Genomic DNA, 13,880 nt, shown 5'->3' with positions numbered 1-13,880 from the left:
TTTGCCTGGAATCCTGTGGGCGAGGATCGTTGGTCCCTACACCTGCGCGCCTTCTTCCTCCTCTCCCAGCCACCACACCTGGCCCGGCTCGGGGTCACTCAGCGGGTGCTCGCGCTGTTCGATGGCCTCCAGCACGCGGCCGGGGGCTGCAGCAACCCACATCGCCATGAGCTTTTCCACCGCGGCCCGGCCCTGTGCGGCCACGCCGAGGTCACGTTCGCGTCTCCATTGGTCTTCACGTGGTGCCTCATCGCCATGATGGTGAGGCGTGCCGTAGCTGCAGCGGCGGCACAGCCGGCGCACGGTGGCCGTCCAGTCCTCGACCATGCCGATGCCGGGCAGCGTGATGGCCTCCAGAGCAGCGATGTCATCGGCCGAGTCGCACTGCACGAACACGGTGAAGGTCGCCATGTCCGAAGGCTGCAGGCGCTGCATGGCATTGAACACCGGCACCTGGCGCTCGTCATAGGCACGTTGGCCGGTCGAGGCCCCGTCGTGCAGCACGATGTCGCCGAAGCGGAAGCCGCTTTCAGGCAGCGGTACGTTGTCGATGCGTGCACGCACCGGATCAATGCGGCTCATAAACACCACTTCGGCGTCGGACCACGGTGCCAAGCGCACGCAGGCTACGCCGAAGTTGCCCTCGATCGGGCCTTCGCCCTCGGGCAGGGTGATGCCACAGCGGGACCATTGGCGGCGTGCTTCGGCCCAGTCACCGACGCCGGTGGCGGCGATACCGGCATTCCACGCGGTGGCTTCATCGAACTCGCCGCGCAGCTGTTCTGATTGGAGGTTGTCCTGCAGTGAGGAGGCCCAGTCGCGCAGGTACTTGTGTGCCAATCCGCGCATGTAATGCAGGTACGGCACTTCGGCAGCGAGTGCGATCAGCTCGCCGAACAGCGCCACCGCCTGCTGCAGGTCGCCTTCGCGGAAGGCGGCGTAGGCGCGCGCCTCCAGTGCCTCGCGGTCGTCGAGGGTTTCGTCGCCAAGCAGGTCGCCGTCGTCGATACTGTCGTAGTCGATGCTCATGTCCATGCGCGATTGAAGGTCTGCGGCTACCTTAGCCGATGCATGGGGCGGCGGCGTCGGTGCGTGTCCTGCTGCAGTGCATGACGGCAATCGCGTGTCTGCCCCGCTGTCGTCACGGGATGCGGTGTGCCTGTCACGGGGCGACATGCCGCGACATCCGTCCCATGGGTCCTTCCGTTTGCTAACGTGGCGGCGCCTTTGAACCGGGAGATCCCATGTTCCGCCAGACCGTGGCCGTCCTTGCCGTGCTGATTGCCGGTGCCTTGCCCATTGCCGCGCACGCAGCGCCCGCACAGCCGCCGATCTTCGGCGCCTACTACCCTGGCGGATCGGCCGAGCGCTATCCGGTGTCGAGCATTCCGGCCGAGCGCCTGACCCACCTGTTCTACGCGTTCTCCACCATCGAGGACGGCCGCTGCACGGTCGGTGCGGAAGCGCCGAAGAATTTCGCCGCACTGGCCGAACTCAAGAAGGCGCACCCGCAGCTGCGCACGCTGATTTCCATTGGCGGCTGGGGCGCAGGCGGCTTCTCCGATGCGGCACTGACCGAAACCAGCCGCAAGCGCCTGGTCGACTCATGCATTGCGCTGTTCTTCGAGCGCCATGCAGGCAGCTTCGATGGTGTGGACATCGACTGGGAATTCCCGGTCAGTGGTGGGCCGAAGGAGCTGGCACACCGCCCGCAGGATCGCGCCAACCTGACCCGGCTTGCGCAGGCCTTCCGCCAGGCACTCGATGCGCGCGGTCGCAAGGTTGGCCAGCCGATGCTGCTGACCGCCGCGTTGGCCGCCGGTCGCCTGCAGACCGATGGCCCCTATGATCCGGCGGCGAGCTACGACCTGCCGGCGCTGGCCAGAGTGTTCGATTTCATCAACCTGATGAGCTACGACATGGGCACCGGCTTCTCGTCGGTGTCGACCTTCAATGCGCCCTTGCATGAAGTGCCGGCCGATCCGCTGGCGCCGGAGCTGCGCCGCTGGAACAACGTGGCCGGCGCCGTGCAGTACTACCGTGAACATGGCGTGCCGGCCGACAAGCTGGTGCTGGGCGTGCCGTTCTACGGGCGCGGCTTCAAGGTCACCGGCGATGCACCGGACGGCCTGTATCAGCCCTACAGTGCACCGGCCGATGCCGGCGACTGGCGGGTGATCAAGGCGCGCTATCTCGACCAGCCGGGTTGGACCAGGCACTGGCAGCCGCAGGCGCAGAGCCCGTGGCTGTACAACGCCGGGCAGAAGATCCTCATCAGCTATGAGGACCCGCGTTCGATCGGCCTGCGTGCGCAGTTCGCCCGCGAGCAGGGCCTGGCCGGAGTGTTCATGTGGGAGCTGACCGGTGACGACGATCAGGCCAGCCTGCTCAACGCCATGCTCGGCCCGTGGCAGAAGGCGCGCATCGGCGATTGAGCACCGGGTGGCGCCGGCCGATGTCCGGCGCCATGCTGCAACGCCAGCGACCCGGCACCGCACAGTGCGATGACGCCGGCGGCGCTACGCTTTGCGCATGATCCATCTCGAACGCCTGGACCACCTGGTTCTCACCGTCGCCGACATCGAACGCAGCTGTGACTTCTACCAGCGCGTGCTCGGCATGCAGGTCGTACGCTTCGGCGCGGGACGTAGCGCGCTGCAGTTCGGCCAGCAGAAGATCAACCTGCATCCGGCCAATGCGCCACTGCAGCCGCATGCGCTGCGACCCACGCCGGGGAGTGCCGATCTGTGCCTGGTCACGCGCACAGTGATGGTCGATGTGCTGGCACACCTGCAGGCGCAGGCCATTGTGGTGGAGGAGGGGCCGGTCGCGCGTACCGGTGCGCTGGGACCGATCGAATCAGTGTACTTCCGCGACCCGGATGGCAACCTGATCGAAGTGAGTCGTTACCCGGGCGAAGAGCGCCCGCAGCGGTAGCGCCGGCCCGTGTCCGGCGACGCTTCAGTTCGCCCAGACGCTGTTCGGATCGCCGTTGCGGGCGCGGCGATGGCTGGCGACGGCCAGGCGGGCGAAGCCGAAGGCCATGGCCAGCGCGATGGCATCGATCCAGAACAGCGGCCACTGGCCACGCGCGGCGGCGCGCCACAGCCAGTCACCATTGAGTGCACCGTGCAGGACCGGCACCAGTGCAGTGCTGATCGCTGCGGCCCACAGCAGTTCGCGCGCGGCCTGCGCGGGGCGGCGCAGTGCAGCCCACAGCGCACAGGCTGCCCAGCTGCCGAAGCAGGCCCAGCGGATGCCGTGGTCGAGCGCCGACGGTGCCAGCCGCTCCAGCACCAGTGCGGTGACGAACGCGATCGAGATCGCCACGCACAGGCCGATGCACACCCCGACCGTGGCCCGCGCCATGTTCACACCGGCACGTGGCTGTTGTGGCTGGCGACGCCTGCGCCGCGACTCGATCCACAGCAGGTTGCCGGAGTAGAACAGGAACGCACCGCCGAGGCCGAGCAGGAAGTACAGCCAGACCACCACGCCGTTGCCGAACTCACCGAAGTGCAGCGCGTAGGCGGCGCTGAGCGTGGCGTGGTTGGCGTCGCGCTGGCCCGGCAGCTGCGACGCGAGCAGGTTGCCGGTGGCGACGTCCAATGCCACGGCACCAAGCGGGCCGAGGGTGCCACTGGCCTCGCCGGTGATCTCGATCGTGGCGTTGGCATCGCCGCCATTGGCAAGCTTCAGATAGGCCGGTTCAAAGTTGGCCACGCCCTGCGCGCGGGCCACTTCAAGTGCGCGCGCATGCAGCACGCGCAGGCTGCCCGGTGGTGCCGGAATCCCGCTGGCATCGCGCACCGGCGCAGTGTCCATCGCGGTCGGTACCGCTTGCAGCGCCTTGCCGTCGTAGATCAGCGGATTGAGCAGGGCCATCTGCACGAACACCAGGCACAGCAGGGCGCCCGTGACTGCGAACATCAGGTGGAAAGGCAGGCTGAGCACGCCGATCACGTTGTGCGCGTCCTGCCACAGCTGCTTCAGGTTGCGGCCCGGGCGCAGCGCGAACAGGTCGCCGAACAGCCTCGGCAGGTGGATCACCAGGCCGCTCAGCAGCGCCATGCCATACAGCAGGCTGACGATGCCCATCACATAGATGCCGGCCACCGGCAGGCCGAGGCTGTAGTGCAGTTCGTTGACCAGTTCTGCCAGTCCGGTCTGCGGCGGCGCGGGGCTGCCGGCGATCTGGCCCGGCCAGGCGTAGCGCCAGCTGCCGTCATCGGCCTGCCAGTACGCCAGGGGCTGCGGGTGTTCGGTACCGGGGAAGGTCATGCCAACGTGGCGGCGGGCCTCCGGGTGTGTCGCCAGTACGTCTTCCAGCAGGTACTGCGCATCGTCCAGGCCCGCCGGCAAGGCGGTGGCTGCGCCCGGGGTCTGCCACAGCGGCAAGTCGTGATGGAACAGGGTCAGCGCACCCGCATAGAAGGCCACGAAAAGGCCGAAGCCGGCGACCAGGCCGACCCAGGTGTGCAGGGTGGTGAACGTGCGCAGCGTCTGCGAACTGAACTTCATGGGGGAGCTCTCATTGCACCGCGCCGGTCAGGCGCAGCAGCCCGAGCACGGCGAAGCCGGCCGCGGCGCTGCCACCCAGAACCAGCCAGGCGCGCAGTGCGCTGCGGAAGCTGAACGCCCACAGGGCGGCCAGCATCCATAACGGGATGAAGGCGATCAGGGTCGGCACCAGTGCGCGCTGCCACGGGCCGGGCGGCAGCCAGGCCAGCAGGCCGGTAGCGGCGGCCGCAAGCAGGAAGCCAGCGATGATGCCGGCGAAGGCGCGCGGCCACATCAGGGTGACTCCGTGCCCGGGCGATGCCAGGCGGCCAGCGCCGGCAACAGCATCGCAGCGAGCATCCAGGTGCACAGCATCGCCACCAGGCCGGCAGCGAAGCCGAGTTCGGCCATCCACAACCACAGGGCAGCAGCGGCGGCGACCAGGCCGATCTGGCGGCCGAGACGACCGGCACGGCGCAGGCGGGGCCAACGGCAGTGCGGCGAGGCGGCATAGAAGGCCAGTGCCGAAAACATCGCTGCCAGCATGCCCAGGCTGCAGAAGCCCAGGGTGGAAAGGCCGACGGTGATCATTGCGGGCGGGCGCCGCGGCAGTGGGCCGGCGAACGCGGGGCACGGGCGGGGCCGGCGGGAGCCGGTCGGAGCGGGTGGCGCATCACGAGGTCCTGGGGGAAGCGGGCAGGCTGGCACGGGGCGGGCTGCGCGGACATGGTAATCATTGCGTTTTCACGCCGCCAGCGCCGGCCATTCAGCGGACCGCACGGCAGCCCTTGGGCTTTCCGGTGCGCTGGTTTAAGATCGTCGCAGACTCCTGACTGGAACAAGGTGGCCCGCGCCCAGCGCCGGCCGAGCGTGCGACATGAGCACTACCACCGCCCACTGTTGACCTGCCCCCGAAGGCCCTGTGTTCCAGGCGCCCTCGCGGCGCTTTTTTATTGCCCGGGCCGCGGCCCGGGAACGCTTTCCAGCCCGCCCCGCGGGCCCCGCACGAAGCCACTGCGATGATCAACATTACCCTTCCCGACGGCAGCCGCCGCGAGTTCGAAAATCCCGTCAGCGTCATGGACGTCGCCCAGTCGATCGGTGCCGGCCTGGCCAAGGCCACCATCGCCGGTTCCGTCGATGGCGTGCTGGTCGATGCCAGCGACGTCATCGACCACGATGCCAGCCTGCGCATCATCACCGCCAAGGACGAGGAGGGCGTGGAGATCATCCGCCACTCCTGCGCCCACCTGGTCGGCCACGCCGTCAAGCAGCTGTACCCGGACGTGAAGATGGTGATCGGCCCGGTGATTGCCGAGGGCTTCTACTACGACATCTATTCCGAGCGCCCGTTCACGCCGGACGACATGGCCGCGATCGAGAAGCGCATGGGTGAACTGATCGCCCAGGACTACGACGTCATCAAGAAGATGACGCCGCGCGCCGAGGTGATCGAGATCTTCAAGGCCCGTGGCGAGGACTACAAGCTGCGCCTGATCGAAGACATGTCCGACGACATCCAGGCGATGGGCATGTACTACCACCAGGAATACGTGGACATGTGCCGGGGCCCGCACGTGCCGAACACGCGCTTCCTGAAGGCCTTCAAGCTGACCCGCATCTCCGGCGCCTACTGGCGCGGCGACGCGCAGAACGAGCAGCTGCAGCGCATCTACGGCACCGCCTGGGCTGACAAGAAGCAGCTGGAGGCGTACATCAAGCGCATCGAGGAAGCCGAGATGCGCGACCACCGCCGCATCGGCAAGCAGCAGGACCTGTTCCACCTGCAGGAAGAAGCCCCGGGCCTGGTGTTCTGGCACCCGAAGGGCTGGGCACTGTGGCAGGTGGTCGAGCAGTACATGCGCAAGGTCTACCGCAGCAGCGGCTACGGCGAAGTGCGCTGCCCGCAGATCCTGGACGTGAGCCTGTGGAAGAAGTCCGGCCACTGGGACAACTACCAGGACAACATGTTCTTCACCGAATCGGAGAAGCGCACGTACGCGGTCAAGCCGATGAACTGCCCGGGCCACATCCAGGTGTTCAACCAGGGCCTGCACAGCTACCGCGACCTGCCGATCCGCTACGGTGAGTTCGGTTCCTGCCACCGCAACGAGCCGTCCGGCGCGCTGCACGGCATCCTGCGCGTGCGTGGTTTCACCCAGGACGACGGCCACGTGTTCTGCACGGAAAACCAGATCGAGTCGGAAGTGACGGCCTTCCACCAGCAGGCGCTGGCGGTTTACCGGCACTTCGGCTTCGACGAGATCCAGATCAAGATCGCGCTGCGTCCGGAGTCGCGCCTGGGTGACGACGCCACCTGGGACAAGGCCGAAGGCGCGCTGCGCTCGGCGCTGACCGCCTGTGGCGTGGAATGGCAGGAGCTGCCGGGCGAGGGTGCCTTCTACGGCCCGAAGATCGAGTACCACCTGAAGGACGCGATCGGCCGTACCTGGCAGCTGGGCACCATGCAGGTCGACTTCATGATGCCGGGCCGCCTGGGCGCCGAGTACGTGGACGAGAACAGCCAGAAGAAGCACCCGGTCATGCTGCACCGCGCCATCGTCGGCTCGATGGAGCGCTTCCTGGGCATCCTGATCGAGCACCATGCCGGCCAGTTCCCGGCCTGGCTGGCACCGACCCAGGTGGTGGTGGCCAACATCACCGACGCCCAGGCCGACTACGTCTCGGGCGTGACCAAAACCCTTGCGGAGCAAGGCTTCCGCGTCAGCTCGGATTTGCGTAACGAGAAGATCGGCTATAAAATCCGCGAGCATACGTTGCAGCGCGTGCCCTACCTGCTGGTCATCGGTGACCGCGAGAAGGAGAATGGGGCTGTGGCGGTGCGTACGCGTTCTGGCGAAGACCTGGGCAGCATGAGCCTGCAGGCCTTCATCGAGCGGCTCCAGGCCGAGGGCGCGTAAGCAAAGGTCCGGTCCGGGCGCACAGGCACCCGGACCGGTTCGATACCCTTGGGAGAACGTAATATCAGCACCCCTGACAACAAACAGAACCGCAAGAATCAGGAAATCCGTGTGCCGCGCGTCCGCGTGATCGGCAGTGACGGAGAAATGATCGGCGTGTTGTCGCGCGACGAAGCGCTGTCCATGGCCGAAGATGAAGGCCTGGACCTGGTCGAGATCCAGCCGCAGGCCGATCCGCCGGTCTGCAAGATCATGGACTTCGGCAAGTTCAAGTTCGAAGCGCAGAAGAAGGCCAGCGAGGCCAAGAAGAAGACCAAGCAGGTCGAGATCAAGGAAGTGAAGTTCCGTCCGGTCACGGACGAGGGCGACTACCAGATCAAGCTGCGCAAGATGCGCGGGTTCCTTGAAGAAGGCGACAAGATCAAGGTCAACATCCGCTTCCGTGGCCGTGAAATGAGCCACCAGGAACTGGGTCGTGAAATGGCCAACCGGATCGAGGCCGATCTGGGCGAGGACATCGTCATTGAATCCCGTCCGCGCCTGGAAGGGCGCCAGATGGTCATGATGATCGCGCCGAAGAAGAAGACCTGAGGCCGGACGGGCCGCCTTCCGGGGCGCCTGGCTGAATGGTTCAGGATAAAGGGACGCCGCTGGCGTCCCTTTGCTTTTGCAGGATGCCGGTGAAGTGCCGGCGAAAGGGCTGCAGGGGCTGGTGGCAGGGCGGTTTTGCCTGTATCATGCCCGGCTCGACCCACCCAGGACGGGTCGTACGCCGATCATGGCAGGACGGAAAGAGCGGCCCAGGCCGCCGCCAGATCAGTCAGAAACCAGGGTCATATCCCATCAAGGACATTGCAATGCCCAAGATCAAGACCAACCGGGCAGCGGCCAAGCGTTTCCGCAAGACCGCCTCGGGCAAGTACAAGTGCGGCCACGCCAACCGTAGCCACATCCTCACGAAGAAAGCGACCAAGCGTAAGCGTAATCTGCGTCAGACGGGCCATGTCCGTGCAGAAGACGCAGGCCGTCTGGACCGCATGCTCCCTTACCTCTGAGGAACTGAAAAATGGCACGAGTTAAGCGTGGCGTACAGGCGCGTCGCCGCCACAAGAAGATTCTGGATCTCGCCAAGGGCTATTACAACGCCCGTCGCAAGGTCTTCCGCGTCGCCAAGCAGGCGGTCATCAAGGCACAGCAGTACGCCTACATCGGCCGTAAGCAGAAGAAGCGCAACTTCCGTTCGCTGTGGATCACCCGTATCAATGCGGCTGCCCGCATCAACGGCCTGAGCTACAGCCGCTTCATGAACGGCCTGCTGAAGGCTGGCATCACCCTGGATCGCAAGGTCCTGGCTGACATCGCCGTGCACGACGCAGCCGGTTTTGCTGCGCTGGCCGAAAAGGCCAAGGGCGCGCTGGCGGCATAAGTCCTTCCCGATGCCGTAACCGTTCACTCGGAACGGTGTCAGGTCAAGGCAATGCATGGGGAAGGGCGCAAGTCCTTCCCCATTCTTTTTTGGGTTCCGGCGAGGCCATGGCGGCAGCGCGGGGACGGCGGTGGCGACAGGGGTCGGCCCTTCGCGCATCGCGATGGCAGATCGACTGGAGTTCCGGCCCCCCATGAGCGACATCCAATCCCTCACCACCCAGGCGCTGGCCGATGTGGCCGCCGCACAGAGTCCCGACGTGCTGGAACAGCTGCGCGTGGCCCTGCTTGGCAAGAGTGGCAGCATCACCTCGCAGCTCAAGCAGCTCGGCGCCCTGCCGGCGGACGAGCGCAAGGCCGCTGGTGAAGCGATCAACCAGGCCCGCGACGCGCTGACCCGCGCGCTGGGCGAGCGCAAGGCGCTGCTGGAGGACGCGGCGCTGGATGCGCGCCTGGCCGCCGAAGCCATCGACATCACCCTGCCGGGCCGCAACGGCGACCGTGCCGGCCTGCACCCGATCACCCGCACCCTGGAGCGCATCACCGGCATCTTCGGCCGGCTGGGCTACGAGCTGTCGGAAGGGCCGGAGATCGAGGACGACTGGCACAATTTCGAGGCGCTGAACTTCCCGCCGCACCATCCGGCGCGCGCCATGCACGACACCTTCTACTTCGGCGACGGCCGCCTGCTGCGCACGCACACCTCCGGCGTGCAGGTGCGCTACATGGGCGACCACGCGCCGCCACTGCGCATGATCGCCGCCGGCAAGGTGTACCGCAGCGACAGCGACCAGACCCATTCGCCGATGTTCCACCAGGTGGAAGGCCTGCTGGTGGACGAGCATTCGACCTTCGCCGACCTGAAGGGCACGCTGGCCGAGTTCGTGCGCGCGTTCTTCGAGCGCGACTTCGAGATGCGCTTCCGCCCCAGCTATTTCCCGTTCGTGGAGCCGGGCGCGGAAGTGGACATTGCCTGGCAGCAGCCCGACGGCAGCACCCGCTGGCTGGAAGTGCTGGGCTGCGGCATGGTCCATCCGAACGTGCTGCGCAACGTCGGCATCGATCCGGAGCGCTACACCGGCTTCGCGTTCGGCATGGGCGTGGAGCGTTTCGCGATGCTTCGTTACGGCGTCAACGATCTGCGCGCGTTCTTCGAGAACGACGTGCGATTCCTGAAACAGTTCGCGTAAGCCGCAACCATGTAGAGCCGAGCCATGCTCGGCTGCTCCTAAATTCGCAGGCCCAGGCGCATGCGCCGGGCCCACCAGGGTGACACCATGAAATTCTCCGAAAACTGGCTGCGCAGCCATGTCCCGACCGGCGCCTCGCGCGATGAACTGAGTGCAGTGCTGACCGCCATCGGCCTGGAAGTGGAAGAAGTGACCGCGCTGGGCGAAGGCCTCGATCACGTGGTCGTGGCGCGCATCGTCGAGGCCGTGCGCCATCCCGAAGCTGATCGCCTGCAGGTGTGCAGGGTCGATGCCGGGCAGGGCGAACTGCTGCAGATCGTCTGCGGCGCACCGAACGCGCGCCCGGGCCTGGTCGCGCCGCTGGCCATGGTGGGTGCGCAGATCGGCGAGCTGAAGATCAAGCCGGCCAAGCTGCGCGGCGTCGAGTCCAACGGCATGCTGTGCTCGGCCAAGGAGCTGGGCCTGGACAACGATGCCTCCGGCCTGCTGGAGCTGCCCGATGACGCGCCGGTCGGCCACGCCCTGGTCGACTACCTGGGCCTGCCGGACGCCAGCATCGAGATCAAGCTGACCCCGAACCGCGCCGACTGCTTCAGCCTGCGCGGCATCGCCTATGACGTCGCCGCCGCCACCCGCAGCGAAGTGCTGGACTTCGCTGCCGAGGCCATTCCGGCAGTCGGCAGCCGTGAGCTGAGCATCCAGCTCGACGCCGGCGCCGAAGCGCCGCGTTACCTGGGCCGTGTCATCGAGGGCGTCAACGCCGCCGCCAAGACTCCGTTGTGGATGGCCGAGCGCCTGCGCCGCAGTGGCGTGCGTCCGGTCTCGCTGCTGGTCGACATCACCCAGTATGTGATGCTGGAGCTGGGCCAGCCGATGCATGCCTACGACCTCGGCACCCTGCAGGGCAGCATTGCCGTGCGCCGTTCGCGCGCGGGCGAGACGCTGAAGCTGCTGGACGGCCGCGATGCCGCGCTGGACGACAGCTTCCTGGTGGTCACCGACGCCGATCGTGCGATCGGCCTGGCTGGCCTGATGGGCGGCTTCGACACCCGTGTCACCGACGCAACCACCGCCGTGTTCCTGGAAGCCGCGCACTTCGCGCCGGCTGCGATCATGGGCCGTGGCCGCAAGCTGGGCCTGCACACCGATGCCGGCCACCGCTTCGAGCGCGGCGTCGATCCGGCGCTGCCGCGCATCGCGATCGAGTACGCCACTCGCCTGGTGCTGGACCTGGCGGGCGGCACCCCGGCGCCGGTTACCGAGGCCGTGCGTGAAGCCGATCTGCCGCAGCCGGCAACCATCGTGCTGCGCCGCGCCCGCATCACCCGCGTGCTCGGCATCACCATCGACGATGCGGAAGTCGAGCGCATCCTGCGCGCGCTGGGCATGGACGTGGTTGCTGCTGCCGACGGCTGGCAGGTGGTCGCGCCGAGCCGCCGCTTCGACATCGCCATTGAAGAAGACCTGATCGAAGAGCTGGCCCGCATCCACGGTTACGAGCAGATCCCGACCACGCTGCCGGGCGGTGCCGCCCGCGTGGCGATGCCGAGCGAGACCCAGCTGGACGCGCTGAGCGTGCGCCGCCAGCTGATCGCCCGTGACCAGCAGGAAACCGTCAATTTCGCCTTCGTCGACGATGCGCTGCTGGCCCAGTGGCAGCTGCGCGACGGCCTGGTGCCACTGGCCAATCCACTGTCGGCCGAACTGGCGGTAATGCGTCCGTCGCTGCTGCCGGGCCTGGTCGCCACACTGGGCCGCAACGCCGCCCGCCAGCTCGGCCGCGTGCGCCTGTTCGAGCTCGGCCGCGTGTTCGCCCAGCAGGCCGGAGATGGCCAGCCGGCACCGCTGGAAACGCCGCGCGTGGCGGCAGCTGTCTGCGGTGACGCGCAGGCGGTGCAGTGGGGCCTGCCGACTCGCAAGGTCGACTTCCATGACCTGAAGGGCGACCTGGAATCGCTGGCGGCTGCCAGTGGTGCGGTACTGGAGTTCCGCCCGTCGGCCCGTGCCTACGGCCACCCGGCGCGGTCGGCCGAGGTGTACCGCGATGGCGTGGTGATCGGCTGGATCGGCCAGATCCACCCGCGTCTGGCCAAGGCGATGGATATCGAGGCCGATGTCTACGCCTTCGAGCTGGATCTGGAACCGCTGACCGCCCGTCGCCTGCCACGTGCCGGCGAGCTGTCGCGCTTCCCGGCGGTGCGTCGCGACCTCGCGTTCCTGGTGCCTGAACAGGTGGCCTGGGCCGATCTGGCGGCGACCGTGCGCCAGGCCGCCGGCCCGCTGCTGCGCGACCTGAACCTGTTCGACCGTTACGTCGGCCAGGGCGTCGAGCCGGGATTCAAGAGTCTCGCTATGGGCTTGATTTTGCAGGACAAGTCGCGCACTCTGACGGACCGCGACGTGGATGCGGTGGTGGCCGAGGCGGTCACTGCCATCGAGCGTGAACACCACGCCCGGATCCGCGGCTGAGCGGGCGGCACTCGGGGGTAGCAGGCAATGGCATTGACCAAGGCGGAGATGGCGGAAAAGCTGTTCGACGAAGTCGGTCTGAACAAGCGGGAAGCCAAGGAATTCGTCGACGCGTTTTTCGATGTGCTGCGTGAAGCATTGGAACAGGGACGTCAGGTGAAGCTGTCGGGCTTCGGTAATTTCGATCTGCGGCGCAAGAACCAGCGCCCGGGTCGCAACCCGAAGACCGGCGAGGAAATTCCGATTTCCGCCCGTACGGTGGTCACCTTCCGTCCGGGCCAGAAGCTCAAGGAGAGGGTGGAAGCTTATGCTGGATCCGGGCAGTAATCGCGAACTACCGCCGATCCCGGCCAAGCGCTACTTCACCATCGGTGAGGTCAGCGAGCTGTGCGACGTCAAGCCGCACGTCCTGCGCTACTGGGAAACCGAGTTTCCCAGCCTTGAGCCGGCCAAGCGCCGAGGCAACCGCCGCTACTACCAGCGCCATGACGTGCTGATGGTGCGGCAGATCCGCAGCCTGCTGTACGAACAGGGCTACACCATCGGTGGTGCACGCCTGCGCCTGGATGGTCCCGATGCCCGCGAGGAATCGGCGCTGAGCAACCAGATCATCAAGCAGGTGCGCATGGAGCTGGAAGAAGTGCTGCAGTTGCTGCGCCGCTGATCCAATTTCCATCGTAATCCGCTATACTTCACGGCCCGCCGCACTGGCGGGCACATCGCAGCATCAGTCGGGGCGTAGCGCAGCCTGGTAGCGCATCTGCCTGGGGGGCAGAGGGTCGTCGGTTCGAATCCGGCCGTCCCGACCAAAAGCAGCGATAGAACAAGGGCTTGCGCCATGCGGTGCAGGCCCTTTTTCGTTGTGCACCCTATTACCACCCTATCGCCACCCTATCGAGGTAGCGCGATACCCGTGGTGACCGGCTGCCACGGCGCTTCATGGCCACCCAGGTAATGCTCAGTCATCGACGCGTTGCCGTGTCCCATCAGCGCTTGAATCTGTTCCGTGGTCCAGCCCGCATCGCGCAGCAGCGCACCGCCCAGGCTGCGGATCTCATGGAATGTTGGCGGTGCTTCGCCACCCACGCCGGCAGCATCGCGTGCCTTTGCGAACGCACGCGACAGCTGCTCGGGCAGCACCTGCGTGTGGTGCGCTCGGTCCTTCGCGCGCTTGTCGCTGGGCCTGGCCTTTTCCGGCAGGCGGTGGATCACGAACGGCGAAACCACGTCATCGCGGCACCTGGCCAGCAGGTCGAGCAGCGGCCCGGCCACGGCGATCTGTAGTCGAACGTTCGTCGAGCCCTCGGTTTTCGACGGCACTACCCACAGGTGGCCGTCGCGCACGTCGGCAAACTTCACCGTCACCAGCCGTATC

General features: G+C 66.8%; 15 protein-coding genes and 1 tRNA gene. 11 read left to right on the top strand and 5 right to left on the bottom strand.

Annotated elements, in window-relative coordinates:
• Positions 1-36: 36 nt before the first annotated feature.
• Entirely contained in the window at positions 37-1,029 is a 993-nt protein-coding gene (locus tag ACM0PB_RS02085) for a tetratricopeptide repeat protein (protein WP_231109138.1), read from the bottom strand.
• A gap of 215 nt (positions 1,030-1,244) precedes the next feature.
• On the opposite strand from ACM0PB_RS02085, the gene ACM0PB_RS02080 reads away from it, so the two are divergent.
• Positions 1,245-2,435, top strand: coding sequence for a glycoside hydrolase family 18 protein (locus ACM0PB_RS02080; RefSeq protein WP_414604307.1), 1,191 nt, complete (start codon positions 1,245-1,247; stop codon positions 2,433-2,435).
• Between the two features lie 97 nt (positions 2,436-2,532).
• A complete protein-coding gene (locus ACM0PB_RS02075; protein WP_005417880.1) occupies positions 2,533-2,937 on the top strand; it encodes a VOC family protein in 405 nt (134 codons plus the stop codon).
• 24 nt (positions 2,938-2,961) lie between these two features.
• Here the strand turns inward: ACM0PB_RS02075 and ACM0PB_RS02070 are convergent, their stop codons facing one another.
• From ACM0PB_RS02070 to ACM0PB_RS02060, 3 genes are read right to left on the bottom strand one after another with little or no spacing between them, the layout of a single operon-like run.
• A complete protein-coding gene (locus tag ACM0PB_RS02070; RefSeq protein ID WP_414604306.1) occupies positions 2,962-4,521 on the bottom strand; it encodes a PepSY-associated TM helix domain-containing protein in 1,560 nt (519 codons plus the stop codon).
• Between the two features lie 10 nt (positions 4,522-4,531).
• The gene (locus ACM0PB_RS02065) at positions 4,532-4,795 is read right to left on the bottom strand and encodes a hypothetical protein (protein ID WP_049413666.1); all 264 of its coding nucleotides are present in this window, start codon (positions 4,793-4,795) and stop codon (positions 4,532-4,534) included.
• On the bottom strand, positions 4,795-5,091 hold the full coding sequence (locus tag ACM0PB_RS02060) for a hypothetical protein (protein ID WP_005410439.1): 297 nt from the start codon (positions 5,089-5,091) through the stop codon (positions 4,795-4,797). Before ACM0PB_RS02060 ends, ACM0PB_RS02065 begins: the two co-directional genes overlap by 1 nt.
• Before the next feature lie 428 nt (positions 5,092-5,519).
• On the opposite strand from ACM0PB_RS02060, the gene thrS reads away from it, so the two are divergent.
• From thrS to ACM0PB_RS02015, 9 genes are all read left to right on the top strand, one after another.
• Positions 5,520-7,421, top strand: a complete 1,902-nt coding sequence (gene thrS / locus ACM0PB_RS02055) for a threonine--tRNA ligase (protein ID WP_005417872.1) — start codon at positions 5,520-5,522, stop codon at positions 7,419-7,421.
• 48 nt (positions 7,422-7,469) lie between these two features.
• Entirely contained in the window at positions 7,470-8,012 is a 543-nt protein-coding gene (infC, locus tag ACM0PB_RS02050) for a translation initiation factor IF-3 (protein ID WP_080104334.1), read from the top strand.
• A gap of 266 nt (positions 8,013-8,278) precedes the next feature.
• Positions 8,279-8,476 (top strand): 50S ribosomal protein L35, encoded by a 198-nt coding sequence (rpmI, locus tag ACM0PB_RS02045; RefSeq protein ID WP_005410436.1) that lies wholly within the window; start codon positions 8,279-8,281, stop codon positions 8,474-8,476.
• An 11-nt stretch (positions 8,477-8,487) separates the two neighbouring features.
• A complete protein-coding gene (rplT, locus tag ACM0PB_RS02040) occupies positions 8,488-8,847 on the top strand; it encodes a 50S ribosomal protein L20 (RefSeq protein ID WP_005410435.1) in 360 nt (119 codons plus the stop codon).
• A 193-nt stretch (positions 8,848-9,040) separates the two neighbouring features.
• Positions 9,041-10,036, top strand: a complete 996-nt coding sequence (locus ACM0PB_RS02035; RefSeq protein WP_005417865.1) for a phenylalanine--tRNA ligase subunit alpha — start codon at positions 9,041-9,043, stop codon at positions 10,034-10,036.
• Between the two features lie 87 nt (positions 10,037-10,123).
• Complete coding sequence (pheT, locus tag ACM0PB_RS02030) at positions 10,124-12,505, top strand: phenylalanine--tRNA ligase subunit beta (protein ID WP_065186676.1); 2,382 nt, start codon at positions 10,124-10,126, stop codon at positions 12,503-12,505.
• Positions 12,506-12,532: 27 nt separating this feature from the next.
• Entirely contained in the window at positions 12,533-12,832 is a 300-nt protein-coding gene (locus ACM0PB_RS02025; RefSeq protein ID WP_005410432.1) for an integration host factor subunit alpha, read from the top strand.
• The gene (locus ACM0PB_RS02020; protein ID WP_005410431.1) at positions 12,813-13,169 is read left to right on the top strand and encodes a MerR family transcriptional regulator; all 357 of its coding nucleotides are present in this window, start codon (positions 12,813-12,815) and stop codon (positions 13,167-13,169) included. Before ACM0PB_RS02025 ends, ACM0PB_RS02020 begins: the two co-directional genes overlap by 20 nt.
• A 68-nt stretch (positions 13,170-13,237) precedes the next feature.
• Positions 13,238-13,314: transfer RNA gene (locus ACM0PB_RS02015), tRNA-Pro, on the top strand.
• Between the two features lie 82 nt (positions 13,315-13,396).
• On the opposite strand, the gene ACM0PB_RS02010 is transcribed toward ACM0PB_RS02015, so the two are convergent.
• Positions 13,397-13,870, bottom strand: a complete 474-nt coding sequence (locus ACM0PB_RS02010; RefSeq protein ID WP_005417861.1) for a tyrosine-type recombinase/integrase — start codon at positions 13,868-13,870, stop codon at positions 13,397-13,399.
• Between the last annotated feature and the right edge of the window lie 10 nt (positions 13,871-13,880).

Origin of the sequence: Stenotrophomonas sp. AR029 (genome assembly GCF_047520695.2) — a bacterium.
In the GTDB taxonomy this organism is placed as follows: domain Bacteria; phylum Pseudomonadota; class Gammaproteobacteria; order Xanthomonadales; family Xanthomonadaceae; genus Stenotrophomonas; species Stenotrophomonas sepilia.
The sequence above is the reverse complement of the archived record's forward strand: the minus strand, read 5'-3'. Positions and strand labels throughout refer to the sequence as shown.

Excerpts from the sequence above, each read along its gene's own strand:
- ACM0PB_RS02070 (WP_414604306.1), bottom strand. The coding sequence starts at position 4,521 with ATGAAGTTCAGTTCGCAGACGCTGCGCACGTTCACCACCCTGCACACC.
- ACM0PB_RS02025 (WP_005410432.1), top strand. The coding sequence starts at position 12,533 with ATGGCATTGACCAAGGCGGAGATGGCGGAAAAGCTGTTCGACGAAGTC.
- rplT (WP_005410435.1), top strand. The coding sequence starts at position 8,488 with ATGGCACGAGTTAAGCGTGGCGTACAGGCGCGTCGCCGCCACAAGAAG.
- ACM0PB_RS02035 (WP_005417865.1), top strand. The coding sequence starts at position 9,041 with ATGAGCGACATCCAATCCCTCACCACCCAGGCGCTGGCCGATGTGGCC.
- ACM0PB_RS02065 (WP_049413666.1), bottom strand. The coding sequence starts at position 4,795 with ATGTGGCCGCGCGCCTTCGCCGGCATCATCGCTGGCTTCCTGCTTGCG.
- pheT (WP_065186676.1), top strand. The coding sequence starts at position 10,124 with ATGAAATTCTCCGAAAACTGGCTGCGCAGCCATGTCCCGACCGGCGCC.
- thrS (WP_005417872.1), top strand. The coding sequence starts at position 5,520 with ATGATCAACATTACCCTTCCCGACGGCAGCCGCCGCGAGTTCGAAAAT.
- ACM0PB_RS02060 (WP_005410439.1), bottom strand. The coding sequence starts at position 5,091 with ATGATCACCGTCGGCCTTTCCACCCTGGGCTTCTGCAGCCTGGGCATG.
- ACM0PB_RS02085 (WP_231109138.1), bottom strand. The coding sequence starts at position 1,029 with ATGAGCATCGACTACGACAGTATCGACGACGGCGACCTGCTTGGCGAC.
- ACM0PB_RS02020 (WP_005410431.1), top strand. The coding sequence starts at position 12,813 with ATGCTGGATCCGGGCAGTAATCGCGAACTACCGCCGATCCCGGCCAAG.
- ACM0PB_RS02080 (WP_414604307.1), top strand. The coding sequence starts at position 1,245 with ATGTTCCGCCAGACCGTGGCCGTCCTTGCCGTGCTGATTGCCGGTGCC.
- ACM0PB_RS02075 (WP_005417880.1), top strand. The coding sequence starts at position 2,533 with ATGATCCATCTCGAACGCCTGGACCACCTGGTTCTCACCGTCGCCGAC.
- rpmI (WP_005410436.1), top strand. The coding sequence starts at position 8,279 with ATGCCCAAGATCAAGACCAACCGGGCAGCGGCCAAGCGTTTCCGCAAG.